This is a genomic window from Vibrio sp. Y51_MX_L26, assembly GCF_024181935.1.
Lineage (GTDB): Bacteria > Pseudomonadota > Gammaproteobacteria > Enterobacterales > Vibrionaceae > Vibrio > Vibrio diabolicus.
In genome coordinates, this window is record NZ_JAMZAS010000008.1 from 1 (window position 1) to 26,425 (window position 26,425).

Sequence of the window (26,425 nt, forward strand, 5' to 3'; positions counted from 1 at the left end):
GCCCGAAGGTCCCCCTCTTTGGCCCGTAGGCATCATGCGGTATTAGCCATCGTTTCCAATGGTTATCCCCCACATCAGGGCAATTTCCTAGGCATTACTCACCCGTCCGCCGCTCGACGCCGTTATCGTTCCCCGAAGGTTCAGATAACTCGTTTCCGCTCGACTTGCATGTGTTAGGCCTGCCGCCAGCGTTCAATCTGAGCCATGATCAAACTCTTCAATTTAAGATTTTGTTCGGCTCAATGAATACTGAACATTACATAAAGTAATGTTTGAATTGACTGTGCTGAATCCGAAGATTCAATGGTCACTTCGTTTCATTGAAACCTAATTTGAAGCCGAAGCTTCTAATTGGATTATCATCAACGAGTGCCCACACAGATTGATAGGTCTATATTTTTAAAGAGCACACTTTGAAATTCTCTTCAAAGTGGACGGCCATTTTAGCTAGATAACTTATCGTGTCAAACACTTTTTTAAGTTATTTATCTGCGAGTTAATTCTTAACTCACTGGCCTTGTTGTCTAGACGTCACTTAACTTGCTTTCCCTTGACAACGGAGGCGCATTATAGGGCGTTCATTAAGGAACACAAGTGCATTTTTAAAAAAAACTCACCTTTTTAGTTCATTCGTACAGAAAACAGGCAAGAGGCTCTAAAACATTATAGAAAAGGGGCCAAATGGCCCCTTGAATGTGATTTTTATCTCATTTCTTATTGTATCCGTGCAATTACTGATGGGCACGAATTTGGTCATTAGTAACGATTAGCTGCACTTTCTTGTCTGGAACAATTTCACCAGAAAGAATCGATTTGGCTAATGGGTTCTCGACATTCTGTTGAATTGCGCGTTTTAAAGGACGCGCACCATATACAGGGTCGAAACCAACTTGAGCGATCAAATCGAGTGCTTTGTCAGAAACCTCTAGTTGATATCCTTTTTCTTCTAGTCGTTTCGCCAAACGTTCTAATTGAATAGAAGCGATGGACTTGATGTGCTCTTGACCAAGTGGATGGAACACCACGATTTCGTCAACACGGTTCAAGAACTCAGGACGGAAGTGTTTGCTAACCACATCCATTACTTCACTCTTGATACCTTGATAGTCTAATGTTGCGAAATTCTCTTGGATACGAGATGAACCCAAGTTCGATGTCATGATCACAACCGTATTACGGAAGTCAACAGTACGACCTTGACCATCCGTTAAACGCCCATCATCGAGAACTTGCAGCAGAATGTTAAATACATCCGGATGCGCTTTCTCTACTTCATCTAACAGAATTACCGAATACGGCTTGCGACGAACCGCTTCCGTTAAGTAACCACCCTCTTCATATCCGACATAGCCTGGAGGCGCACCAACCAATCTTGCCACTGAGTGTTTCTCCATGAACTCAGACATGTCGATACGGACCATCGCATCTTCGCTGTCGAACATAAAGCTCGCAAGTGTCTTACAAAGCTCTGTTTTACCTACACCAGTTGGACCTAAGAATAAGAAGGAGCCAATTGGTCGGTTTGGATCAGAAAGCCCAGCTCGACTACGACGAATGGCATTCGATACAACAGAGACCGCTTCGCTTTGCCCTACCACACGATTATGCAGTACGTCTTCCATACGAAGTAGTTTCTCTTTTTCCGCTTCTAGCATCTTGGATACTGGGATGCCAGTTTGCTTAGAAAGTACTTCTGCAATCTCGTTGTCGGTTACTTTATTACGCAATAGTGTCATTTCCTGCATTTCCGCTTGGGTTGCAAGATCTAACTGCTTCTCAAGTTCAGGAATACGACCATATTGAAGTTCCGACATGCGGTTTAGATCACCAGCTCGGCGAGCAAACTCCATATCCATACGAGCTTGTTCAAGCTCAGACTTAATATGTTGAGTGCCAGAAAGTGCGGCTTTTTCCGTATTCCAAACCTCTTCTAGTTCAGCGTACTCACGTTCTTTTTCATTGAGTTCTTCATTAAGCGCTTTCAAACGCTTTTCACTCGCTTCGTCGTGCTCGTTACTAAGCGCCTGTTGCTCAATCTTAAGTTGGATGATTTTACGTTCAAGCTTATCTAATGACTCTGGCTTAGAGTCAATTTGTAAACGAATGCTTGAAGCCGCTTCGTCGATTAAGTCGATCGCTTTATCTGGCAGTTGACGGTCAGAAACATAACGATGTGACAAACTCGCCGCTGCAACAATCGCTGGGTCAGTAATTTCAACGTGATGATGAAGCTCATAACGCTCCTTCAAGCCACGTAAAATAGCCACGGTATCCTCAACGGTCGGCTCATCCACCAGAACTTTTTGGAAACGACGTTCTAACGCCGCATCTTTTTCGATGTACTGACGATATTCATCCAGTGTTGTTGCGCCAACACAGTGCAGTTCACCACGGGCTAATGCAGGTTTGAGCATGTTCCCCGCATCCATTGAGCCTTCACCTTTACCCGCACCAACCATAGTGTGGAGCTCGTCGATAAACAGAATGACATTACCTTCTTCTTTTGCGAGTTCATTCAATACCGACTTCAAGCGCTCTTCAAATTCACCACGGTACTTAGCACCAGCAACCAGTGCGCCCATATCTAATGACAGCACGCGGCGACCACGCAAACCTTCTGGCACTTCATTGTTAACTATGCGCTGCGCTAAGCCTTCAACAATTGCGGTCTTACCTACGCCAGGTTCACCGATGATCACAGGGTTGTTTTTAGTACGGCGCTGCAATACTTGGATGGTACGGCGAATTTCATCATCACGGCCAATAACCGGATCCAGTTTGCCCTGTTCTGCTCGCTCGGTCAGGTCAATGGTGAACTTTTCCAATGCTTGGCGAAGCTCTTCTGCATTCGGATCATTAACCTTTTGACCACCTCTGATCTTTTCGATTGCTTGGCTAACTTTTTGCTCTGTTAAACCGATCTCTTTGAGTAATTGCCCCAATGGTCCGCGATCTTCTAAAGCAGCAAGCAGGAAGATTTCAGACGAGATATAGGAGTCTTGACGCTTTTGCGCCACTTTGTCACACAGGTTAAACAACGTGCCCATCGAACTAGAGAGCTGTACATCTCCACCGATGCCACTGACTTTTGGTAATCGATCTAGCATTTCACTCAATTTAGAGCGTAAATGCGTTACGTCCACATCCAGCATAGTAAGCAATGGACGAATTGGACTGCCATTTTGGTCAAGCAAAGCCACCATGAGGTGAACTGGCTCGATATATTGATGATCGCGCCCTAACGCTAGTGATTGAGCATCAGAGATAGCGATTTGAAACTTACTTGTGAATCGATCAAGACGCATATCTACCTTCCTAACCTCAACTAAAGGAAATTCTTTTGACAGTTAGAAAGATGGATACTCAGAGGAGGAATTTCAAGGGAGTGAATGAATAAAGATAGCTTTGCAAAAATAGCACTATGCATCTTGGCACTTTAGTGCTTATAACTAATCTTCAATCCAAATAAAGGTGGCTTGCCGACCAGTTTTACCATCACGGCGATACGAATAAAAAGAGGCTTTATCTTGGTAAGTACAAAGTCCAGAGTCAAACACTTGTGTCACACCAGCTCGATTTAGACGTTGCGTTGCCAGCTTTGACATATCAGCCAACCATTTACCTTTAGCCTCTCGTGGCATAAAAGCTTGATGTGCCAGAGAATCGACATCAACAAAAGCTTGCAGAACATCTTCACCGACTTCAAAAGCTTCAGGCCCAATAGCAGGGCCAAGCCACGCTATCACTTCACCTGAAAACAACGCTAATGCATTTTCGACAATACCATTTGCTAAGCCGCGCCACCCTGCATGAACGGCAGCGACCTGCGTGCCTTGTGTATTAGTCAATAATACAGGTAGACAATCGGCGGTCATCGCTGAACAAACAACATGGCTTGAAGAAGTAAATACACCGTCCGCATCAAGCACTTGTGTTGTTGGTTCATTTGCTTGAGCCACAACGGTTGAATGCGTTTGGTTTAACCAGATTGGCGCATGGGGCATGTTCGCCTGCTGCGCCAACCAAGCTCGGTTCTTCTCTACTAAAGACAAATCATCCCCAACGTGAGTACCTAAATTTAGCCCTTGATAAGGGCCTGTCGAAAAACCGCCTATACGTGTTGAGGCAAAAGCTTTGACATTTTTAGGCGCACGCCAATTCGGAACGATTGTCTTCATCTTAGAACTCTTCCGGTAAACCGTGCTCTTCCGTATCTTGACGAAGCGCTTCAGTCATCGCCACCATGTCATCAGGCACAGGGGCATGGAACTCAAGTACTTCTCCCGTAATTGGATGTTCAAAGCGTAGCATTACGGCGTGCAATGCTTGGCGGTCAAAGCCACGGATCATTGCCGTTAGCTCTTCAGAAGCACCTGTCGGGATGCGAGCACGTCCACCATATGCAATATCACCGAGCAGCGGATGCTGAAGGTAAGACATGTGCACACGGATCTGGTGCGTACGACCCGTTTCAAGACGCAGACGGATACGTGTGTGTTCGCGGAAACGTTCAGCGACACGGTAGTGCGTTACCGCTGGTTTACCCATTGGTGCTACCGCCATAAGCGTGCGCTTGGTAGAATGACGACCAATAGGTTGGTCCACTTTACCGCCCGCTGTCATACGACCAATAGCGATCGCTTCGTACTCTCGAGTAATATTACGTTTTTGCAGCGCGCGAACCAGACGAGTTTGTGCAGGAACGGTTTTCGCCACCACCATCAGACCCGTTGTGTCTTTATCCAGACGGTGCACAATGCCAGCACGAGGCACTTCTGCAATATCAGGGTAATGATGCAACAACGCATTAAGCACCGTACCATCTGGCGTACCGGCACCTGGGTGAACCACAAAGTCACGAGGCTTATTGATAACGATAATATCGTCATCTTCAAAAACGATATCTAGCGGGATATCTTGCGCTTCCCAGCGTTCTTCATCTTCTAACTCGGCTTGCAATGTAATTTCCTCGCCACCCATTACTTTGGTGCGAGGTTTGGTGACAACTTCACCATTAACTTGAACTTTCCCATCAAGCAGCCACTCTTTCAGGCGCGAGCGAGAGAAGTCCGCGAATAATTCGGCGATAGCTTGGTCTAAACGTTGACCTAATTGGCTATCTTTTACGGTATTTGTTAATACAATCTGCTGAGCCATATCGAACTTTTTTAAAAACTGTGAGACTAATGCTCACGACTGTGAAAAAATAGACTATTACGTCATTGTATCTGTTACTGGAAAGAAAGTAACGGCAGCTTAAGAAATATTTAGATTCAAGGAACAGACTCCTGATATGAAACGTCAGACTTTAACAGGCCTTTTAGCGGTATCCCTTCTGTTTGGATGTGCAAGCAAAGAAGAAATCGTTCCTGATGTGCCGCCTTCGGAACTGTATGCAGACGCACAGATTTCTCTTCAAAGTGGTAATTGGCTTTCTGCAATTGAGAAACTGGAAGCATTAGACTCACGTTACCCATTCGGTGCCTACTCAGAACAGGTGCAGCTTGACCTAATCTATGCGTACTACAAAAACGACGACCTTGCTTTGGGCTTGGCAACCATTTCTCGATTTATGCGTTTAAACCCAACCCATGAAAAAATGGACTGGGTACTGTACATGCGCGGCCTAAGCCATATGGCGCAAGATCGTAACTTTATGCATGATCTGTTCAGCGTAGATCGAAGCGATCGCGATCCTGAGCCAGTAAAAAAAGCGTTTGATGACTTCAAAAAACTGCTCCAACGCTACCCGAACAGTCCATACGCAGAAGATTCACAAAAACGCATGGTTGCGCTAAAAAACCGCCTAGCGAACTATGACTTAGCGACGGCTGACTTCTACCTCCGCCGTGAAGCCTGGGTAGCTGCAATTAATCGCAGTCAAGAGCTACAAAAAGCATTCCCAGACACAGAAGCGGCACGTAAGTCACTGACTATCCAGCTAGAGGCCTACAAGCAACTCGGTTTGGAAGACGCCGTAGCAAGAACTGAAAAGCTTATCGAGCTCAACCCTGTGAAGTAACTGAGCCGCTTCAAACTAAACCGCCACCGTTTTTACCGTGGCGGTTTTTTATTACCCGCAATAGCGTTCTCTGCCCTTGCTTGATGATCTACGGGGCTCTACATATGCTTAAAGTTCCCCTCCCCTTTATAAAAGGATGTGAACGTGACGATACCTAAGCTATGCGCAGTTATGCTGCTCTTATTGTCTGCTTCCGTTTGCGCACTGCAAATATCACCACTCAAGCAACCTCCTTACACTGGGGATCTCGATGTTATTAAAGAGAAGAATGTTTTACGTGTCCTCGTTTCTGCTGATCTAGGCTTCTATTACATTGAAGGCGGTACACCAAAAGGAATAGGTGCAGAACTCCTGGCGCATTTCGAAAAAGACCTTCGTAAGCTCAAACCGAAACTTAACGTACAAATTATTCCTCTAGCCCGTGACCAACTTCTGCCAGCCTTAGAAAATGGCTCCGGTGATCTAGTCGTCGCCAATCTGACCATTACCAACACACGTAAACAGAAAGTCGATTTTAGTTCACCCATTCTTACTGGTATTGACGAGTGGATAGTCACGAACAAAAGCACACCAGCCATGACTAACATTGAGCAACTGAGCGGCAAAGAGGTTTGGGTACGTGCCAGTTCTAGCTACTTTGAGAGTATTCAAGCACTAAATAAGAAGCTAAATAAAAAAGGCTTGCCACCCGTTGTCGTACATTTTATTGAAGAAACACTGCAAGACTACGAACTGGTTGGGATGCTCAATAACGGCTACGTCAAAGCCATTGTTCTCGATAGTCATAAAGCCAAACTTTGGCTGAAAGTGATGGATGATATTCGAGCTCACCCAGAAATCCCTATTCGTGAAAATGGTAAAATCGCTTGGGCAATGCGGGAAAACAGCCCAAGTTTGAAAGCCGTCGTGAACAAGTTTATTCAGAAATCTCGTTCTGGGACACTGCTCGGTAACGTCATTTACGGAAAATACATCGATAACACAGGTTGGCTAAACAAAGCCCTTAACCCCAACAAAATTGCTCAACTAGAAAAGCTTGCTACGTTGTTTTCACGCTATGGTGAGAAGTACGATATCGACTATCTACTGATCGCAGCCGTCGCTTATAAAGAGTCCGGCTTTAATAACGACCTCGTTGGAAGTCGAGGTGCAGTCGGCATAATGCAAGTTTTACCCAGCACGGCTCGAGACCCTAATATCAATATCAAAAACGTTCGGCAGCTAGAAAACAATATTCATGCTGGCGTGAAGTATTTAGCATTTTTGCGTAAACAGTACTTCAGTGATCCTGCTATTACGGCGGAAAATAAACTCTACTTTACCTTAGCGGCTTACAATGCTGGCCCCGGGAATGTAGAACGAATTCGTAAACGTGCAGCCCAGCAAGGCTACGATCCTAATATTTGGTTCAATAACGTGGAAGTCGTTATGCGGAAAAGTTTAAGCTCAACGGTTGGGTACGTCACAAGCATTAATCGCTATTACGTTATATACAAACAGCTAGAAAGTTTGGACCAGGTCAAAAGTCTAGAGCGGGTATCACTGGCTCCAAAGGATCCCTTCTTCATGATACCGCTACGAAAAGTCAGTCAAACGCCAGACACAAAAAAGCCGCTTGTACAATAAGCGGCTTTGTAAATAAATTCGTCTGAGAGACTCAGTGACTGTCATCACACTTTACGTATAGTTAAATTTTAACCACCTCTAATATTAGGCCGTAAAACTTCCCTAAAAACGAAGACGTTTTCAGCTGAGTACTCTATCCAATCTACGGATTTACTAACCGATAACAAGCAATTTCACGATAAATCTCAGCAGATCTTGAGTGAGATCACATTCATTTTTCATCATAAAAAACCCGAACAAAATAATGATCTGAGTCACATTTTTTTATGCTTAAAGCGGTAATCTGAACTCAACCCATGAGGGATGCAACAGAGGAAAAACACTTATGACAATGAATATCACTGGCAAAAACATCGAAATCACCTCTGCAATCCGAGCTCATATTGAGAGCAAGTTTAAAAAACTGGAGAAATGGCAAGTAGACCTAATTGGTTGCCAAGCAACTTTCAGTGAGGAACCAAACAAACAGAAGAAATTCGAAGCGGTTATTAAAGTTCCTAAAGGCCAGCTCATTGCCTCAGCAACTCACGAAGATCTTTACGCAGCTATCAACGAAGTGGAGCAAAAACTAGAACGACAATTGAACAAGCTGACCCACAAACCTGAAGCTCGACGTGCAAATAAGCCTGAGCTAGTGGAAGAAGAAGAGTAAACTGACCTGATTGAGGAAATAGCGCCGAAAGGCGCTATTTTTTTGCTTGACGCTCTCCCCTGCCTTGCTTATTGTGTTTAAACACTCATAAATTAAGCACTATTTATGCATTTAACCTCACTGTTTATTTTTGACTTCTTTTTCCTCCCATAGTCGGAGGGGCGAACTCGTTTGTGAAAGAAAAGTCAAAAACAAACAGAAAGCCTCCCAAATCGGGAGGCTTTTTTATAAGGAAAGAATTGATGACTGACCAACCTATTTCCCTCGAAGAAATTCGTTTGCGCTTGAATGAGCTAGATGACCAACTTCTCAGCTTATTGTCTGAGCGCCGTAAACTCAGCATTGAAGTAGCCAAAAGCAAAGTACAAACCTCAAAACCCGTTCGTGATGCCGTTCGAGAACAACAACTATTAGTTAAGCTGATTTCTAATGGCCGAGATAAATACGAACTCGACGCGCAGTACATCACTAAACTTTTCCATACCATCATTGAAGACTCTGTGCTTCTTCAGCAAAGTTACCTGCAAAACCTCGTTAACCCGCAACAAAGTCGTAAGCCACTTGCTCGCGTCGCTTTCTTAGGAGCCAAAGGCTCTTACTCGCACTTGGCAAGCCGCGAATACTTCAGCCGTAAAAATACAGAACTTATCGAGCTCAACTGCGAACACTTCAAAGAAGTGACTCAAACAGTAGAATCGGGCCATGCTGATTATGGTGTTCTGCCTATCGAAAACACCAGTTCAGGCTCTATTAATGAAGTGTATGACCTACTACAACACACGACGCTGTACATCGTTGGAGAGCTAACTCAACCAATCGAGCACTGCTTGGTTGCGAAAAAAGACATTCGTCTGGAAAACATTAAAACGCTGTATTCACATCCTCAGCCACACCAACAGTGCAGTGAGTTTTTAAGCCGTATGAAAGGTGTAAAACTGGAGTCTTGCGCCAGCACGGCAGATGCAATGCAAAAAGTCCAAGAGATGGATCGTGATGATGTTGCTGCAATTGGTAATGCATCAAGCGGTAAGCTATACGGCTTGCAAGCAATTCAAGGCAACATCGCAAACCAAACTGAGAACCATACTCGTTTTATCGTGGTTGCTCGCAAACCAGTTGAGGTTTCAACTCAGATTCCAGCAAAAACCACCTTGATCATGTCGACCTCCCAAGAGGCTGGCTCATTGGTTGAAACACTATTAGTGCTGCAACGTTACGGCATCAATATGACCAAGCTAGAATCACGTCCAATTATGGGGAACCCATGGGAGGAGATGTTCTACGTAGACTTGGAATCTCATCTTGCTTCGACAGAAATGCAACAGGCACTAGAAGAGCTAACAAAAATAACTAAACACTTGAAAGTATTAGGCTGTTACCCTAGTGAGAACGTAAAGCCTACCCAAGTAAAATTGAGTTAATAGACACCAGTGAGTAAAAAGATCATGGCAACCCAAAAAGTCGTAATCGCATCGCTAAACCCAGCTAAAATTAATGCCGTTCAAAGTGCATTTAACAGTGCATTTCCGCACCAAGAGTTCAACTTCGTCGGCGTCAGTGTACCTAGTGAAGTCGCAGATCAACCTATGACTGATGAAGAAACTCATCGCGGTGCACTAAACCGCGTTAAAAACGCAAAAGTAGAGATGCCAAACGCGGATTACTATGTCGGACTTGAAGCGGGAATTGAAACAAACGTGACGTTTGCGTGGATGGTTATTGAGTCGAATACTCACCGCGGTGAATCTCGCTCTGCGAGCTTAATGCTGCCGCCCAAAGTATTGGAAAAACTCGAGCATGCGAATGAGCTGGGAGATGTCATGGATGAGGTGTTTGGTACCGAGAACATCAAACAGAAAGGTGGTGCCATCAGCCTGCTCACCCAAAACCAGCTGACTCGAAGTTCGGTTTACCATCAAGCCTTGATTCTGGCTCTGATTCCATTCACAAACCCTGAGCACTTCCCTTCAAATTTATAACGCTCATCCTATTCGCTAGGTACGAAAAAGGGCGGATATTTCCGCCCTTTTTAACACGTTATCTTAACCACTTGTGATACCAATACCTAAAAGCGAATAGGAATCACTGGCTACTTAGATACCGCAACTTGCTCTAACAAAACCTTGAGTTTGTCTTTCTCTTCATCAGATTTAGACTTTAACTCGTTAGAGCCACGAGTAATAGTGGCAATACCCACGCCAAGCATCTGGCTGATCTGGCGTTGAGATAATTCTCCTTTAAGAAGCTCGTTAATAATATTAACGCGTGATATTAATGATTCTCTCTCATCACGTGACATCAGCATGGTTAACAGCATGTCATCTTGCTCACTGTCCATGCTAGTTCGAATTAGCTCAATAATCTGTTGCCAGTCTTTGTACTCGGGTTCGTGCGACATCAAGTTACCTCACTCAATACTTGGTATTGATCTCATGTTGATTCAAGAACGCGCCATCGATACCCAAAAGATCACGGTAATATGTTTCAAACATCAGGATGTTTTGTACATAACCGCGAGTCTCTCTAAATGGAATTGCCTCAATAAAGGCATAAGCATCCACTTTTCCTTGGGTACGCTCTCGCCACGTTTTTACTCTGTTAGGACCTGCATTATAAGCAGCAAGAGCAAAAATACGATTATTATCGTAATCCTCTAATAAGCCTTGCAAATAATGGCTACCAATTTCGATATTTTTGCCCACATTGTAGAGATCCTGCGTACCTTGATAACTCAACTTATATTTACGTGCCGTGTACTTTGCTGTAGCGGGCATGATCTGCATAAGACCACGAGCACCAACTGGAGAACGGGCTTCGACATCCAACGCACTTTCCTGTCGAGCTAGGGACATCATCGTCACGGGATCTATGTTGTGTTTTTTTGCATAAAAGTTAAACCACCAGCGATGCGCAATCGGGAACCTCAGTTCGATATTATCCCACATCTGCGCTTGAATACTCGCGGTCACCGTTAGGTTATGCCAACGCTTAGAAGACGCATAAGCCGCCAGCATCGCCTTTTCATCTTTCCCTACGCGGCGCAATAAATGTGCCCATTCACTTTTCGCTGCTGCAATTTTATCCGTCGCGATCAACTCTTCAATACGAACTAACGAGTCTTGATAGGGTTGAACCACTCGCTTATCAAACTTAACCGTATGCGTAGGGTATTTGATTGATTGTCCAATCGCATTGGCGGCTGCCACACTATAAAAGTTTCGCTGCCCGACCAAAGTCGCTAAACGCTGTTTCCCTGCGATGTCATCACCTAACGCAATTTCACTTCGTCCAAGCCAGTATTGCCAGCGAAGCGACGCTTGCTCTTCTTTATTGAGAACGGCAATCCACTCTTGTACGCCCTTCCAATCCGCGTTCTGAATCGCTAAGCGAATGCGAGTTTCAATGAGCGGTAAGTACTGGCTGGTTTTCGTTTTATCATCACGCCACTTCGCTAGTGACTCAGACTCCGTACGGGTCAATCGAAATGCGATATAGTCAGCCAGGGCTTGCGCCTTTTCTGGAGAAAACTTCTGCCCTTTAATAACGGCATCATATACACTCTGCGCTTGACTGGTATTCATGCGAGCTAGCTTTTCCAACGCATATTCGCTTTGCGCTCGATTAAAATCATTAGCCGTTTTTTTCTTCGCGAACTCCGCAACGCTTGAAGGGTTATCAAACAACGCCTTCATTTCTTTCGCTTGTTGCCTTGCCTGCGAGGATTTAGGCAGTTTAAGTAAGTAACTCATCAAACTGCCATTACGAGCATCAAACGCCAGTAGCATACGCTGGAGGATCAATTCATCAGTACGTTCACCTGCCTTGTCCCATGCTGCGAATAATGGATCGCACTCATCGGCAATACTTCTGCCACGCAACCACATATGCTCAGCCCCTTTAAACGCGGCAACTTTCTTACCTTGCTCTAACTGAGCCACGTAGAAAATACATTGGTAACGCTCGCCACTTGGAATGACTTTTTGAAACTCAGTAATGGTTTTCCAATCTTTTTGCTTATAAAGATGGTTGAGGTATGGAGCGCGCACACGACGAGAAAAAGGAAACGACTCGTGCTCCGAAATAAATTCGTTCACCTGCTGTGGCGATTTTTCCGGTAACTGTCTAATAAACGTTCGGTAGTCCACATAAGGCGTCAGTGGATAGTCAGAAATTTTAGGACGGATCGAAAGGTATCCGTCGATGTCATTTTTATCTAATAAATCTTGAGCTTGCTCATAAACTTCACGCTGCTTTTCCAAGCTCAGCGCGGCATTAGCACTCAAACTCATCGCACACAGCGCGGCTGCACAGCATACGTTTTTAGCCAATTCAGATACGTTGAATCTCATTTGTGTCATTTTCCCCAGACATATACTGCCCCAAAGCCTCGTTTTGTTAGCGTTCATGTGATGTTAAGGCAATTTTCACACATGCATCTATTTACACAGAACGCAGATGTCCATGTAAAGCAACTTAGTGTATTAAAAATTGTACTCGTGAAACTTTTAAGACGATGGAGACAAGGAGTTCCTAACTTGTGCAGAAAGCACTTCGTCATTTATAACGAATAACAAAAGTGTATACCCTAACCGTGTAAGTTTCCGGTCAGCTCAAAATAAGAAATCCATTCGAAAGGGAAATTCTTGCAATGCGGTAACAAAAACAAAGCACTTGGTATAAAATGATAGGTTTGAATGACAGTTAATTTAGGAACGATCGGCAATGGCTGAATACGTATATACCATGTCGCGGGTGAGCAAGATTGTGCCACCTAAGCGTCAAATTCTTAAAGACATCTCTCTGAGCTTCTTCCCTGGTGCGAAAATCGGTGTTTTAGGTCTGAACGGTGCAGGTAAATCCACACTGCTACGTATCATGGCAGGTATCGACACGGATATCGACGGTGAAGCGCGTCCACAACCTGGTCTAAACGTAGGCTACCTACCTCAGGAGCCAGTATTAGACGAATCAAAAACCGTTCGTGAAGTTGTTGAAGAAGCGGTTGCTGACGTTGCTGACGCACTGAAACGTTTGGATGCGGTCTATGCGGCTTACGCAGAACCAGATGCAGACTTCGACGCACTTGCAAAAGAGCAAGGCGAACTTGAAGCTCTGATTCAAGCGAAAGATGGTCACAACCTAGAAAACGCACTTGAGCGAGCAGCAAACGCACTTCGTTTACCTGAATGGGACCAAAAAATTGCGCATCTATCAGGTGGTGAACGCCGTCGTGTCGCTATTTGTCGCCTGCTACTTTCTAAGCCAGACATGCTGCTGCTTGATGAGCCTACCAACCACCTAGATGCAGAATCTGTCGCTTGGTTAGAGCGCTTCTTAGTGGATTACACAGGTACTGTAGTCGCTATCACCCACGACCGTTACTTCCTAGATAACGCCGCGGGTTGGATCTTAGAGCTTGACCGTGGTGAAGGTATCCCATGGGAAGGTAACTACACCTCATGGTTGGAGCAAAAAGACGCTCGTCTACAACAAGAAGCATCTCAAGAAAGTGCTCGTCAAAAAACCATCGAGAAAGAACTTGAGTGGGTACGTAAAAACCCTAAAGGTCGTCAAGCGAAATCAAAAGCACGTATGGCACGCTTTGAAGAGCTGCAAAGCTCTGATCACCAAAAACGTAACGAAACCAATGAACTGTTTATCCCGCCAGGTGAGCGTCTAGGTGATAAAGTTATTGAAGTGAAGAACCTAACGAAGTCATTTGACGGCCGTGTTCTAATTGATGACCTATCATTCAACATCCCTAAAGGTGCGATTGTTGGTATCATCGGTGCGAACGGCGCAGGTAAATCGACCCTATTCAAGATGTTAAGTGGTACTGAACAACCAGATTCAGGCACAATTGAAATGGGCGATACTGTGAAACTTGCATCGGTCGATCAGTTCCGTGACAGCATGGACGATTCTAAAACCGTATTCCAAGAGATTTCTGAAGGCGCTGATATTATTAAGATCAACAACTTCGAAATCCCTGCTCGCGCGTACTGTTCGCGCTTTAACTTTAAAGGCAGCGACCAACAAAAAATCATTGGTGAGCTATCAGGTGGTGAGCGTAACCGTGTCCACCTTGCGAAACTGCTTAAAGCGGGCGGTAACGTGTTACTACTCGACGAACCGACCAACGACCTTGACGTTGAAACACTGCGTGCTCTAGAAGAAGCACTACTAGAGTTCCCTGGTTGTGCAATGGTTATCTCGCACGACCGTTGGTTCCTTGACCGTATCGCGACCCACATCATTGACTACCGTGACGAAGGCCAAGTTAACTTCTACGAAGGTAACTACACCGAGTACATGGACTGGTTGAAGAAAACGTTGGGCCCTGAAGCCGCAGAACCACACCGCATCAAATACAAGCGTATTGCGAAGTAATCGCAACTCGCAAAGTTTGATTGTAATTTGTACAAAGGCCGCTATCATAGCGGCCTTTGTTTTCTTTGTTATAAAAAAGAGCTCATTAGCCCGTCTCGTTCGTTAAGAACATGACATTGCACTTACGTCACTCTGTAGCGACCTCGACACTTTTCAAACAGCAATCGAACATTTTTTGTTCGCATTGATATACTATTCAATTCTGTTTGAAGACATGACGAGAAAATGCACATGGCAGAGAGACGACGCTTTTCACGCATTCTCCATCAAGCGCCAGCGAAGGTAGAACAACGTGACTTGGCAATTGAAGCTAGGATTCAAGATCTTTCCTTACATGGTTTACTCATGAAAGTGGAAGAGACTGAGGCTTTGGATCCAACCCTTCCAGCCCATGTTGCTTTTTCATTTGATCAATCTGAACAAGTGATTACGTTAAAAGCGCAAATTGTGGATGTTTCTAAGTGTGAGATTAGGTTAAAGATCATCAAGATAGACATCGAGAGCATTAGCCAACTAAAACGATTTATAGAATTGAATGTAGGCAATAACGACCTTCTGAACCGAGAGTTAGAACATCTCTCTGATTTAGGAGAAAAATAAATGAACGCCTATTTAAGTAACAATAACTATGTCTAAAAAAATCATCATGCAGATCCCGACGAAAGACGGCGATCAGCAGTTCTATTTGGGCCGCAGTTCGGTCCTAGCAGTATTTGCTTCGGTATTGGCATTACCCGCCGTCGTTGGTGGCGCGTGGTACCTCAATCAACAGCAGATACACAATAAAGACGAACTAACACAAACCATCGCCAAACTAGAAAGTGAAAAGGCCGAAATCACCGCTCTTTATGAAGAGCAGCTTGATACCAACCACTCGCTTTCTCAATCATTGACCGATAAAAACAATCAAATTCAGCTATTAGGAAAACGGGTATTCGACGTCGAATCGGTTCTAGGTCTCGCAGACGAAGAGCTGATGATCGATGAAAACAACATGGCGTTAGAAGAGCGAATTGATGCAGCAGCTATCGATTCCGCGGTTCGAGCAACCATGTTTCGTTTGATTCCAAATGATAGTCCAGTGACATACCAACGTATTTCTTCTTCCTATGGCAGTCGCATTAATCCTATTTCAGGTAAACGACACGTTCATACTGGTATCGATCTTACCTGTAAACGAGGAGAAGAAATCCTCGCACCTGCAGACGGAGTGGTGGAAACCGTTCGCCCGAGTAATCGTGGCTATGGCAACTATGTCACTATTCGTCACTCATTTGGCTTTATGAGCTCCTTTGCTCACTTACAACGCTTTAAAGTGAAAAGCGGCCAATTTGTCAGTAAAGGCGATGTGATTGCTCAATGTGGTAGTTCAGGTAATTCCACTGGCCCGCACCTGCATTATGAGGTGCGCTTTCTCGGGCGAGCACTCAACCCTCAATACTTGATGGAGTGGACACCTGAAAACTTCAATTATGTATTTAAAAAAGAGAAAAAAGTGAAATGGGGCCCTTTAGTTCAATTGATTGATAATGTCGTGCGTCTGCAAGTCAATTTAACCAACTCCCCCTATCGCGACACCAGTATCAATACAGTATCAAGTGAAGATACCAGCAATACCGCGACTAACTGATTTATCTCTCGACACAGAAAAGAGCAGCGTAAGCTGCTCTTTTCGTTTCGGGCTCCACACGGATAGATAACCCGCGATTAACCGCGATGAATATTATCATTCGCCTGTTTGAGTAAGTTTTGGCTCTCATTCATAAATTGTTGTGAATAATCACCAAACCACTCACTCACCTGCTCAAAGCTTTCGACAAATTTGGCTTTATTTTTGCTATCCAAAATCGCAAGTGCTTCGCCGAAGCGTTGGTGGAATCGCTTAATCATGTCGATGTTTTCTTGCGATGAGAGAATAATGTCACCGTAGAGGTTTGGATCCTGACCAAACAGACGCCCTACCATCGCCAACTCCAGGCGGTAGATTGGTGAGCTCAACTTTAACAGTTGCTCAATGTTCGGGTTCTCTTTGCTTAGATGCATGCCGTAAGCAAATGAGGTGAAGTGACGCAGCGCTTGGATTAACGTCATGCCATGATCGTGCTCTTGCGCATCAATCTGACACAAGCTCGCGCCCCAAATACCAAACTGTTGCAGCAACCATTGGTATTGATCATTTCCACGCCCATCACAGTACACAATCACCTGCTTGGCAAGGCTAGGCACATCTGGACCAAACATTGGGTGTAATCCAACTACCGGTCCTTGGTGCACATTCAACATTGCTTGCAGTGGCTTAGATTTGATAGAAGTCAGGTCACACAGAATGCAGTCTTGTGGCAGATTACCTAGCTTTTCAATCACACCTTCTGTTAGGTGAATCGGCACAGTAACCACCACCAGGCCCGCATCTTTTAGGATGTCATCCGCACGCTCCCAGTCTTTGCTACCAAGCACTTTGACTTGATAACCAGATAGCTTGAACATACGTCCAAACAGGCCGCCTAACTGGCCATTACCACCAATAATGACCACTGAGCGTAATTCAGGGTTCAAACACTTAAAACCGGAGTCTTTTTCACTGGCATAAGACTCACGCATGGTACGACGCAGAATATCTTCAATAAGCTGTGGAGGAATGCCCATTTTCTCAGCTTCTGCTCGGCGAGAAGCCAGCATCGCCGCTTCACGATCAGGAGCATAAATAGGCAAACCATGTTCGCTTTTTACTTCCCCAACTTTCTCTACGAGCGCCAAACGCTGAGCTAATAGCTCCAACATTTGCTTGTCGACTGCATCAATTTGATCGCGCAATGCGTTAAGTTCAACTGCCATTGATGTTCCTTAAATCCTGTATTAATTAGCCTTTAGACGATTTTCTAAGAAAGGCACGAGCTCTTCATGTGCATGACGTAATAGTGCCTCAGTTGAATCCCAATTGATACATGCGTCAGTGATAGATACACCGTATTTCATTTCTTCGAGAGCTAAGTCAGAAGATTGATTTCCTTCATTGATATGGCTTTCAATCATAAGGCCGATAATGGACTTATTACCTTCACGGATTTGGTGAATAACATCTTCTGCGACCAATGGCTGGCGACGGTAATCTTTACGTGAGTTGGCGTGACTACAATCCACCATTAATGATGCATCAAGGCCAGATTTCGCCATTTCTTGCTCACACTCAGTAACTGACACTGAGTCGTAGTTAGTTTGCTTGCCACCACGTAAGATCACGTGTCCATTAGCATTACCCTGAGTGGTCAATAGCGCTACTTGTCCCTCACGGTTGATCCCCATAAAACGGTGGCTAGAAGACGCAGCTTGCATCGCATTGATTGCGGTTGCCAAACTGCCATCCGTGCCATTTTTAAAACCGATTGGCATAGACAGGCCACTTGCCATTTCACGGTGAGTTTGTGACTCCGTAGTACGTGCGCCGATCGCAGCCCAACTAAAAGTGTCCGCCAAGTATTGTGGGCTAATTGGGTCCAGAGCTTCAGTCGCGAGCGGGATTTCCATCTCTGCCAATTCCACTAGCAGTTCGCGTCCAACATGCAGACCATGTTCAATATCGAAGCTGCCATCGAGGTGCGGATCGTTAATCAGCCCTTTCCAGCCGACCGTGGTGCGTGGTTTTTCAAAGTAAACACGCATAACAATATACAGTTGGTCACTTAATTGTTCAGAGAGCGCTTTAAGACGTTTTGCGTAATCCTTCGCCGCTTCCACGTCGTGGATAGAACATGGACCACATACAACTAGCAGGCGATGATCCTTTTTATGAATAATATTAGCGATAGTTTGGCGAGACTCTTGAATAAAGCGGCGCGCTTTTTCACTCAAAGGAAGCTTGGTTTTTAGCTCCTCTGGAGTAATAAGAACCTGCTCTTCGCTAATATTAATATTGCTCAACTCACTTTTCTGCATAACTCTAACCTGTATATTTATTTTTACACCCAACCAAATCCTTGGTGAGGCAACTTAGCTTTAACTACAAGATAACAGGCTAAAAAAGAAAAACAAGCGTACACAATAAAAAACATTTTGTGTAAATTTTTATTTACAGATAAATAAAAAGCCAAAGTATAATTAACTTTGGCTTCTAATCGGTGTTTTGAATCGTTTACAAGAAGTTTAGCTGGTCAAGCGTTTCATCGCTTCACTCGCCGCTTTCCACTCTTGAGATAACTTGAGATCGCTTAGAGAAAACGACTGTTTTTTCAGTAACGCATCCGCCAGTGGCACAGTTGATACCGGCAAGTTATCCAACACCTCAATATGTGCTTCGCGCTTATTACACATCAATAGCATATCGCAACCGGCTTTCAGGGCTTGAGCCCCACGCTCGGCAGGGCTACCCATAATTGCAGCGCCTTCCATCGTCAGATCATCGGAGAAAACCAATCCTTTAAAACCGAGTTGCTGTCGCAAAACTTGTTTCAACCAGTATTCGGAACCACTCGCAGGCTGAGAGTCGTAGTTCGGAAAAATCACGTGAGCAGGCATCATGGCATCTAAAATACCGGCATCAATTTGCGCTTTAAAGATAGCCATGTCTTGTTCAAAAATGTCGCTGCGCTCGTCGTATGGCGTTTCTAAGTGTGAGTCAGCAATCACACCACCGTGACCCGGGAAGTGTTTACCTGTTGTTGCCATTCCAACGCTCTTCATACCCTGCATGTAAGCGGTGCTAAATCGAAGAATGGTATCGGCATCTTCGCCAAATGCTCGGTTACCGATCGCTTTACATTGATGACCTTTATCGAGCACGGGTGCAAAGCTTAAATCAATGTCGTGTGCTATCAACTCCGCTGCCATTAGCCAACCGCCCATACGTGCTAACTCTTCACCATTTTGATGTTTGGCGTATTCTTCTGCTGCAGGGATCAACGAGAAACCTTCACGGAAGCGTTGTACTCGCCCCCCTTCTTGATCCACACCGATCAAAATCGGGCGCTTGGCTGCCTTGCGGATTGATTGAGTAAGTGCTTGAAGCTGTTCACTATCATGATAGTTGCGAGCAAATAGAATTAAGCCACCAACCGTAGGATGTTCCAGAATTTCTTTGTCTTCAGCGGTCAGTTCATAACCCGCGACGTCAACCCATAACGGTCCCATGTTTTCTCCTCAAAATCGGCTGAATATCTCGTATTCGATGAGGTTATTCGCTTCAGATTTGCTTTACAATAAGTGAATGAAGAATTGACGAGATCGGCTATGAAATTTAACGAACTGTACATTGGTGTGATGTCTGGAACGAGTATGGACGGCGTTGATACCGCTCTGGTTGAAATAAGTGATGAGCACGTTCGTCTGGTTGCGCACGACGATTACCCAATGCCCACAGCACTGAAAGAAATGCTGTTATCTGTTTGTACCGGTCAAGCCACAAATTTAAAAGCCATAGGTGAATTGGATCACCAACTTGGCCACCTCTTCGCTGACGCCATTTTACAACTGCTCAATAAGTCTGGCTACGTCGCGGAACAAATTCGTGCGATTGGTAATCACGGTCAAACGGTATTCCACCAACCTACTGGAGAGTTACCCTTTACCACTCAGTTGGGTGATGCCAACATCATCGCAGTGAAAACAGGGATTGATACGGTTGCAGATTTTAGACGTAAAGATATGGCGCTAGGTGGTCAAGGTGCACCGCTGGTTCCCGCTTTTCATAAAAGTATCTTTGCCATGCAAGATTCCACCACCGTCGTGCTGAACATCGGTGGTATTGCCAACATCTCTGTACTGCATCCCGAGCAACCAGTCATTGGCTATGACACAGGTCCGGGCAACATGTTGATGGACGCGTGGTGTGCGCTGCACACTGGGCAAAGCTTCGACAAAGATGCACAATTTGCACTGAAAGGAACGGTAAACGCGACTTTGTTGACTCAATTACTTAAAGAAGCTTACCTCGCCATGCCAGCACCTAAAAGTACCGGGCGAGAACTGTTCAATATTGACTGGCTGCATCAGCAACTGGCTCATTACAATTTACCAACCGAAGACGTACAGCGTACACTCTGCGAATACTCTGCGATTACCATTGCCAACGAAGTCGACAAGTTTTCTCATGGCATCACGCCTCAACTATTGGTCTGTGGCGGTGGAGCAAGAAACCCACTTTTGATGCAGCGACTGGCCAAGTTATTGCCACAATGGAGCGTTGCGACAACGGCAGAAAAAGGCGTTGATGGCGACTACATGGAAGCAATGGCGTTTGCTTGGCTTGCGCAGCGCCATATTCACGGCCTCCCTAGCAACTTACCGGAAGTTACGGGGGCAAGTCGTCTCGCTTCACTGGGTGTACTCTATTCAAAAAATTAAGGGCAATAGATCCTAAACAAAAAGGCTTAATTCATTATGACAAACGATGCACTTATCGCAGCTTTATCCCATCTGGTATCTGAAGGGCGAAATCCAGACACCATGGACATCGACTTGCTGCCTTCTCTCGATATTGTTCAACGCATCAACCAACAGGACAAACTCGTTCCTCTTGCCGTTGAAAAAGTGTTGCCTGAGATCGCTGAAGCCGTTGATAAGATCACGGAAGCATTTAAGGTCGGAGGTCGGTTGTTTTACATCGGTGCAGGCACCAGTGGTCGGCTCGGCGTCTTGGACGCTTCAGAATGCCCGCCGACTTTTGGCACGGATCCTGAGATGGTCGTTGGTATTATTGCGGGTGGAAAAGAGGCAATGTTCCGTGCAAAAGAAGGGGCCGAGGACGATCCTGCACTAGGCGAGCAAGATCTTAAAGAGAATGCGCTAACACAACGCGATGTCGTCGTTGGTATTGCGGCAAGTGGACGAACACCGTACGTGATTGGTGGCTTAGAGTATGCGAACGAACTTGGTGCCACCACTGTAGCACTATCTTGTAACCCTGACTCTCCGATTGCCGATATTGCCGATATTGCGATCAGCCCCGTTGTTGGACCTGAAGCGTTAACGGGCTCCACTCGCTTAAAATCAGGGACGGCGCAAAAGCTCGTCCTGAACATGCTCACTACTGCAAGCATGATTCGCCTAGGTAAAAGTTATCAGAACTTAATGGTAGATGTGAAAGCGACGAATGCAAAGCTAGTTGCAAGAGCGGCTCGTATTGTTATGCAAGCAACAGATTGTACTAACCAAGAGGCTAAAACGGCTCTCAAAGAAACGGACTACGACGCCAAGTTAGCTATTTTGATGATTTTAACCGGGCTGGATAAAGAAAGCGCGACTGAGCAACTGAAAGCCAAACAAGGATATTTAAGAAAAGTCGTGATCGATCAAGCGAATCAATCTTAATCAATAAAGCGCCTCACTTATTTAAAAGTCAGGCGCCTTTTATGGCTTAATTTAGTAGTTCAATCGTTCAATGTGAGTAATACCGACTTTACCTTCAAGGTCGCTGAACATATGAACCATTGCTGGGTATGGTTGTGCTCCAGGGTAGACAACTTCTGCATTACAGAAAAACGCATAGTTTTGTCCGGCTACGACTTGAGTAGCCACAACCAAAGGGGAATATTTGACGCCGACAAACCCCTCGATACCTTTAGCAAATACTTCTTTATCCTCTGCTTTGAGTTCATTAAATGGACTCCAGCCACCAGCCATTTGCGTTGACATAATGTGATTCCTTTTTTCTGTGCTCACTATCAAGCAATATGAACATAGTTTAATAATGGGGATTTTGCCACAATTATGTTTTGCGGACGGTATCACAACGGCTTTATTGACTATTAATTTGAGTACTCATTCCAGCCACGCTGCCATTCCATACGGAATTTTTGTGCTTGCTCAGTACCCTCACAAACCCCTTCATAATACTGACCAGATAGCCCCATTTGATACGCAAAAGCAGGGTTGCAGTATTCACGTAGCCCCTCTAAATAACCTTGGTCGTAATCACTTTGCTTAACGCTACCCAACTCACGCAGCTCGCTCATCGTGCGTGATGTATGTCCGGCTACACCATCTTGATATCCGATCTGATGCCAATCTCCTGACTTGGCAAGATCTTCCGTCGTTGCAGCGCATCCTGCAAGTAAAGCCAGCGCCAAACCTAACGTTGCCTTTTTCATGGTTCTTCCTTAAGTAATTGTTTTCAAAAATAAGCTTACCACTAATTATTGGCGTTTGCCGCTTAGCTTGCAGATTAAGCCACTGACGCCTCGAATCAACCGCTCACTACTGCAATCAACCGTTCGCCAATTTTAAAAACCGCTCAAGCAGTATATCGACCACTCAGTGCTCTATTCGACCACTCATCTACTAACCGAATGCATTTAACACAAGTGACGCATAACATGCATCCTGAGATTAAAAAATTACCCTACCCAACTAAGACCAAGGACAATTGCTATGATGTGGTTTCTAACCTGTGTCGCAGCCCTAATCGGCGGATACTTCATCTACGGCGCTTTCGTCGAGAAGATTTTCGGCATCAATGAAAAACGCCAAACGCCTGCTCACACCAAATCGGACGGTGTTGACTTCGTTCCAATGTCAACAAAGAAAGTTTATCTAGTTCAGCTACTTAACATCGCTGGTGTTGGTCCAATTTTCGGCCCAATCATGGGTGCACTATACGGTCCAGCGGCAATGCTTTGGATTGTTGTCGGTTGTATTTTTGCAGGCGCAGTACACGATTACTTCTCTGGCATGCTTTCAGTACGTAACGGCGGTGCATCTGTACCTACTATTACGGGTCGCTACCTAGGTAATGGCGCAAAACACTTTATGAATATTTTTGCCATTGTCCTACTGCTTCTTGTTGGCGTAGTGTTCGTTTCTGCACCTGCAGGCATGATTACTAACCTCATCAATGATCAAACAAGCTTGAGCGTAAGCATGACTACTATGGTTATCGCTATCTTCGCTTACTACATCATTGCGACGATTGTTCCTGTCGATAAAATCATTGGCCGCTTCTACCCACTGTTTGGCGCTCTGCTTATCTTTATGTCTGTTGGTCTAATGACAGCCGTTGCGTTTTCTAGCGAACACACAGTAATGGGTGACTTCCAAGTTTCAGACATGTTCTCGAACCTTAACCCAAATGATATGCCACTATGGCCAGCACTGTTCATCACTATCGCATGTGGCGCGATCTCTGGCTTCCACGCGACTCAGTCTCCACTGATGGCGCGTTGTATGGAAAACGAGAAAAACGGTCGTTTCGTTTTCTACGGAGCAATGATTGGTGAAGGTGTTATCGCGCTAATCTGGTGTGCTATCGCTCTGTCTTTCTTCGGCTCTCTAGACGCACTATCAGAAGCTGTGAAAAACGGTGGTCCTGGTAACGTAGTATACAGCGCATCATTTGGTCTGCTTGGTGTGTTCGGTGGTATCCTTGCGTTCTTAGGTGTGGTTATCCTACCAATTACGTCTGGCGATACAGCGTTCCGTTCAAGCCGTCTGATCCTTGCTGAATACTTCAACATGGAACAAAAGACGCTACGTAACCGCCTACTGATGGCACTTCCACTGTTCGTTATCGGCGGTATCTTAACTCAAGTAGACTTCGGCATTATCTGGCGCTACTTCGGTTTTGCTAACCAAACAACAGCAGTAATGATGCTTTGGACTGCGTCCGCTTACCTACTACGTCACAACAAGCTGCACTGGATTACCACTATCCCTGCTATCTTCATGACCACGGTATGTGTCACGTTCATCTTAAACAACAGCTCGCTAGGTTTTGGCCTGCCAATGCAACTATCAACTATCGTCGGTATTGTGTTTGCCCTAGCAGTGACTGGTTACGTTATCAAAACCTCTAAGGGTAAAGGTGAAACTGAACTGGCTGACGAAGAGAAACCACAAGCCGTATCAGAAACAGCGTAATACTCGTCACATCTGAGTGACTAAGATAGGAGCCTGCCAATTGCAGGCTCTTTTTGTTTTATACCCAAGTCACTTTAAGGTTCAGAACTCGGAGCGCAGCGTCATTTACTTAGCTGTTCTTATTTATCTGAGCCAAGCATCTTGAGGTGACTTAGGTATACAATAACAACATTGATTCTAGGTTAGGTTCACTATGGAACTGGTCGTTTCCCTTTTACAACAGATGTGTGTGTACTTAGTTTTGGCTTACATGCTAAGTAAAACGCCAATCATCTTACCTTTGCTGAGTATTTCTTCGCGCTTAAGCCACCGCCTAATTTGTTACGTACTCTTCTCTGGCTTTTGTATTCTCGGCACCTATTTCGGTCTGCACATCAACGATGCTATTGCTAATACTCGCGCGATCGGCGCGGTCATGGGCGGGCTGTTTGGTGGACCTGTTGTAGGTTTCGCCGTCGGATTTACTGGTGGCATCCATCGATACTCTCTTAGTGGCTTTACTGACCTCGCCTGCGCAATTTCAACCACCGCCGAGGGTGTAATTGGTGGCTTGCTCCACGTTTACCTTATCAAGCGAAATAAAGGCGCATTGCTGTTTAATCCAAGCGTCGTATTCAGCGTCACGTTTGTTGCAGAAGTGGTGCAAATGATTTTGCTGCTCGCCGTCGCGAAACCTTTTGCTCAAGCCTATGAGCTGGTGTCTGCCATTGCAGCACCGATGATCATCGCGAACTCATTTGGTGCGGCATTGTTCATGAGTATCCTGCAAGACAGAAAAGCGATCTTTGAAAAGTTTTCTGCGACGTTTTCGCGTCGAGCACTCACCATTGCTGATCGCTCAGTGGGAATTCTAAGCAACGGCTTCAACACCGAAAACGCTGAGAAAATCGCACGTATTATTTATGAAGAAACCAAAGTGGGCGCTGTCGCGATTACCGACCAAGAAAAAATCTTAGCGTTTGTGGGCATTGGCGATGATCACCATAAACCGAACACGCCGATTTCATCGCAAAGCACATTGGATTCCATGGAGAAAAACGACATCATTTATCTTGATGGCGCAGAACGTCCATACCAATGTTCCATCGCAAAAGACTGCAAACTTGGCTCCGCGCTGATCATCCCACTGCGTGCGGGAAAAGAGGTCATTGGTACCATTAAGCTGTATGAACCGAAGCGTAAATTGTTCTCCACGGCCAACATGTCAATGGCGGAAGGGATAGCTCAGCTTCTCTCTAGCCAAATCCTGTATGGCGATTACCAACAACAACAAGCCTTGCTCGCTCAAGCAGAAATCAAACTGCTTCACGCTCAGGTGAATCCACACTTTTTGTTTAATGCACTCAATACTATTAGTGCGATTACTCGTCGTGATCCTGACAAAGCGCGCGAGCTAATCCAAAATTTATCGCACTTCTTCCGCAGCAATTTAAAGCAGAACATTAATACCGTGACGCTAAAGGAAGAGCTTGCACATGTGAACTCGTACTTGAGCATCGAAAAAGCGCGTTTTACGGACCGCTTAGAGGTTGAAATCGATATTCAACCTGAATTGCTGGACATCAAATTACCAAGCTTTACACTCCAGCCTTTGGTTGAGAATGCCATTAAGCATGGCATTTCAAATATGCTTGAAGGTGGTAAAGTTCATATATACAGCGAAGCACACCCACAAGGTCACTTGATTACCGTCGAAGACAACGCAGGCAGTTTTGAACCACCAAAAGAAAACCACTCAGGGCTAGGTTTAGAAATTGTCGACAAACGTCTCACTAATCAATTTGGACGTGATGCAGCGCTAAAAATTACGTGCGAGCCACATCAATTTACTAAAATGAGCTTTATCATTCCCCCAAAATCATAAAAGCACGCTGAAGCAATAAAGGTAA

Annotated in this window: 22 protein-coding genes, 1 rRNA gene and 1 other annotated feature; of the genes, 12 read left to right on the plus strand and 11 right to left on the minus strand. The window is 45.1% G+C overall.

Features of this window, described 5'->3' with window-relative positions; all coding sequences use genetic code 11:
• The 4 genes from NL645_RS16205 to rluD all read right to left on the minus strand — a co-directional run.
• Nucleotides 1-224, minus strand: a 16S ribosomal RNA gene (locus tag NL645_RS16205); the annotation flags it as partial.
• A 507-nt stretch (nucleotides 225-731) separates the two neighbouring features.
• Nucleotides 732-3,305: an ATP-dependent chaperone ClpB gene (clpB, locus tag NL645_RS16210; protein WP_005397478.1), complete on the minus strand. Its 2,574-nt coding sequence runs from the start codon at nucleotides 3,303-3,305 to the stop codon at nucleotides 732-734.
• Between the two features lie 144 nt (nucleotides 3,306-3,449).
• On the minus strand, nucleotides 3,450-4,178 hold the full coding sequence (pgeF, locus tag NL645_RS16215; RefSeq protein WP_253652041.1) for a peptidoglycan editing factor PgeF: 729 nt from the start codon (nucleotides 4,176-4,178) through the stop codon (nucleotides 3,450-3,452).
• 1 nt (nucleotide 4,179) lies between these two features.
• Nucleotides 4,180-5,157, minus strand: coding sequence for a 23S rRNA pseudouridine(1911/1915/1917) synthase RluD (gene rluD / locus NL645_RS16220; RefSeq protein ID WP_005385913.1), 978 nt, complete (start codon nucleotides 5,155-5,157; stop codon nucleotides 4,180-4,182).
• Nucleotides 5,158-5,293: 136 nt separating this feature from the next.
• On the opposite strand from rluD, the gene NL645_RS16225 reads away from it, so the two are divergent.
• The 5 genes from NL645_RS16225 to yjjX all read left to right on the plus strand — a co-directional run bounded on the left by NL645_RS16225 (nucleotide 5,294) and on the right by yjjX (nucleotide 10,279).
• A complete protein-coding gene (locus NL645_RS16225) occupies nucleotides 5,294-6,022 on the plus strand; it encodes an outer membrane protein assembly factor BamD (RefSeq protein WP_006743118.1) in 729 nt (242 codons plus the stop codon).
• 144 nt (nucleotides 6,023-6,166) lie between these two features.
• Nucleotides 6,167-7,648, plus strand: a complete 1,482-nt coding sequence (locus tag NL645_RS16230; protein ID WP_309474421.1) for a lytic transglycosylase F — start codon at nucleotides 6,167-6,169, stop codon at nucleotides 7,646-7,648.
• Nucleotides 7,649-7,973: 325 nt separating this feature from the next.
• Nucleotides 7,974-8,300 carry a ribosome-associated translation inhibitor RaiA gene (gene raiA, locus NL645_RS16235; RefSeq protein ID WP_005397484.1) on the plus strand — a complete coding sequence of 109 codons (327 nt, stop codon included), beginning with the start codon at nucleotides 7,974-7,976 and terminating at the stop codon, nucleotides 8,298-8,300.
• Nucleotides 8,301-8,408: 108 nt separating this feature from the next.
• Nucleotides 8,409-8,530 (plus strand) — a sequence feature (Phe leader region).
• A gap of 12 nt (nucleotides 8,531-8,542) precedes the next feature.
• Complete coding sequence (gene pheA, locus NL645_RS16240; protein WP_005397485.1) at nucleotides 8,543-9,721, plus strand: prephenate dehydratase; 1,179 nt, start codon at nucleotides 8,543-8,545, stop codon at nucleotides 9,719-9,721.
• A 24-nt stretch (nucleotides 9,722-9,745) separates the two neighbouring features.
• On the plus strand, nucleotides 9,746-10,279 hold the full coding sequence (gene yjjX, locus NL645_RS16245) for an inosine/xanthosine triphosphatase (protein ID WP_005397487.1): 534 nt from the start codon (nucleotides 9,746-9,748) through the stop codon (nucleotides 10,277-10,279).
• A 110-nt stretch (nucleotides 10,280-10,389) separates the two neighbouring features.
• On the opposite strand, the gene trpR is transcribed toward yjjX, so the two are convergent.
• Nucleotides 10,390-10,698: a trp operon repressor gene (gene trpR / locus NL645_RS16250; RefSeq protein WP_012842123.1), complete on the minus strand. Its 309-nt coding sequence runs from the start codon at nucleotides 10,696-10,698 to the stop codon at nucleotides 10,390-10,392.
• 13 nt (nucleotides 10,699-10,711) lie between these two features.
• The gene (gene sltY, locus NL645_RS16255) at nucleotides 10,712-12,649 is read right to left on the minus strand and encodes a murein transglycosylase (RefSeq protein ID WP_253652042.1); all 1,938 of its coding nucleotides are present in this window, start codon (nucleotides 12,647-12,649) and stop codon (nucleotides 10,712-10,714) included.
• Between the two features lie 373 nt (nucleotides 12,650-13,022).
• Between sltY and ettA the strand changes: the two genes are divergently transcribed.
• From ettA to NL645_RS16270, 3 genes are all read left to right on the plus strand, one after another.
• Nucleotides 13,023-14,690: an energy-dependent translational throttle protein EttA gene (gene ettA / locus NL645_RS16260; protein ID WP_253652043.1), complete on the plus strand. Its 1,668-nt coding sequence runs from the start codon at nucleotides 13,023-13,025 to the stop codon at nucleotides 14,688-14,690.
• 231 nt (nucleotides 14,691-14,921) lie between these two features.
• Nucleotides 14,922-15,290 (plus strand): PilZ domain-containing protein, encoded by a 369-nt coding sequence (locus tag NL645_RS16265; protein ID WP_253652044.1) that lies wholly within the window; start codon nucleotides 14,922-14,924, stop codon nucleotides 15,288-15,290.
• A 28-nt stretch (nucleotides 15,291-15,318) separates the two neighbouring features.
• Nucleotides 15,319-16,320, plus strand: a complete 1,002-nt coding sequence (locus NL645_RS16270) for a peptidoglycan DD-metalloendopeptidase family protein (protein WP_253652045.1) — start codon at nucleotides 15,319-15,321, stop codon at nucleotides 16,318-16,320.
• Nucleotides 16,321-16,397: 77 nt separating this feature from the next.
• Here NL645_RS16270 and tyrA read toward each other — a convergent pair whose 3' ends face one another.
• The 3 genes from tyrA to nagZ all read right to left on the minus strand — a co-directional run bounded on the left by tyrA (nucleotide 16,398) and on the right by nagZ (nucleotide 19,814).
• Nucleotides 16,398-17,525 (minus strand): bifunctional chorismate mutase/prephenate dehydrogenase, encoded by a 1,128-nt coding sequence (gene tyrA, locus NL645_RS16275; RefSeq protein WP_253652046.1) that lies wholly within the window; start codon nucleotides 17,523-17,525, stop codon nucleotides 16,398-16,400.
• A gap of 21 nt (nucleotides 17,526-17,546) precedes the next feature.
• Nucleotides 17,547-18,623, minus strand: a complete 1,077-nt coding sequence (locus NL645_RS16280; RefSeq protein WP_005397501.1) for a 3-deoxy-7-phosphoheptulonate synthase — start codon at nucleotides 18,621-18,623, stop codon at nucleotides 17,547-17,549.
• Nucleotides 18,624-18,830: 207 nt separating this feature from the next.
• On the minus strand, nucleotides 18,831-19,814 hold the full coding sequence (nagZ, locus tag NL645_RS16285) for a beta-N-acetylhexosaminidase (RefSeq protein WP_046873941.1): 984 nt from the start codon (nucleotides 19,812-19,814) through the stop codon (nucleotides 18,831-18,833).
• A 99-nt stretch (nucleotides 19,815-19,913) separates the two neighbouring features.
• Between nagZ and NL645_RS16290 the strand changes: the two genes are divergently transcribed.
• Together NL645_RS16290 and murQ are read left to right on the plus strand one after the other, a co-directional pair.
• Nucleotides 19,914-21,026: an anhydro-N-acetylmuramic acid kinase gene (locus NL645_RS16290; protein WP_182036161.1), complete on the plus strand. Its 1,113-nt coding sequence runs from the start codon at nucleotides 19,914-19,916 to the stop codon at nucleotides 21,024-21,026.
• Between the two features lie 36 nt (nucleotides 21,027-21,062).
• Nucleotides 21,063-21,992, plus strand: coding sequence for an N-acetylmuramic acid 6-phosphate etherase (gene murQ, locus NL645_RS16295; RefSeq protein ID WP_134647790.1), 930 nt, complete (start codon nucleotides 21,063-21,065; stop codon nucleotides 21,990-21,992).
• Between the two features lie 51 nt (nucleotides 21,993-22,043).
• Here the strand turns inward: murQ and NL645_RS16300 are convergent, their stop codons facing one another.
• Both NL645_RS16300 and NL645_RS16305 read right to left on the minus strand, forming a co-directional pair.
• Nucleotides 22,044-22,316 carry a hypothetical protein gene (locus NL645_RS16300; RefSeq protein WP_012842127.1) on the minus strand — a complete coding sequence of 91 codons (273 nt, stop codon included), beginning with the start codon at nucleotides 22,314-22,316 and terminating at the stop codon, nucleotides 22,044-22,046.
• A 113-nt stretch (nucleotides 22,317-22,429) separates the two neighbouring features.
• A complete protein-coding gene (locus NL645_RS16305; RefSeq protein ID WP_012842128.1) occupies nucleotides 22,430-22,771 on the minus strand; it encodes a DUF2799 domain-containing protein in 342 nt (113 codons plus the stop codon).
• A gap of 280 nt (nucleotides 22,772-23,051) precedes the next feature.
• Between NL645_RS16305 and NL645_RS16310 the strand changes: the two genes are divergently transcribed.
• Together NL645_RS16310 and NL645_RS16315 are read left to right on the plus strand one after the other, a co-directional pair.
• Nucleotides 23,052-24,536: a carbon starvation protein A gene (locus NL645_RS16310; RefSeq protein WP_005381914.1), complete on the plus strand. Its 1,485-nt coding sequence runs from the start codon at nucleotides 23,052-23,054 to the stop codon at nucleotides 24,534-24,536.
• A 193-nt stretch (nucleotides 24,537-24,729) separates the two neighbouring features.
• Nucleotides 24,730-26,400 (plus strand): sensor histidine kinase, encoded by a 1,671-nt coding sequence (locus NL645_RS16315; protein ID WP_253652047.1) that lies wholly within the window; start codon nucleotides 24,730-24,732, stop codon nucleotides 26,398-26,400.
• Nucleotides 26,401-26,425 lie beyond the last annotated feature (25 nt).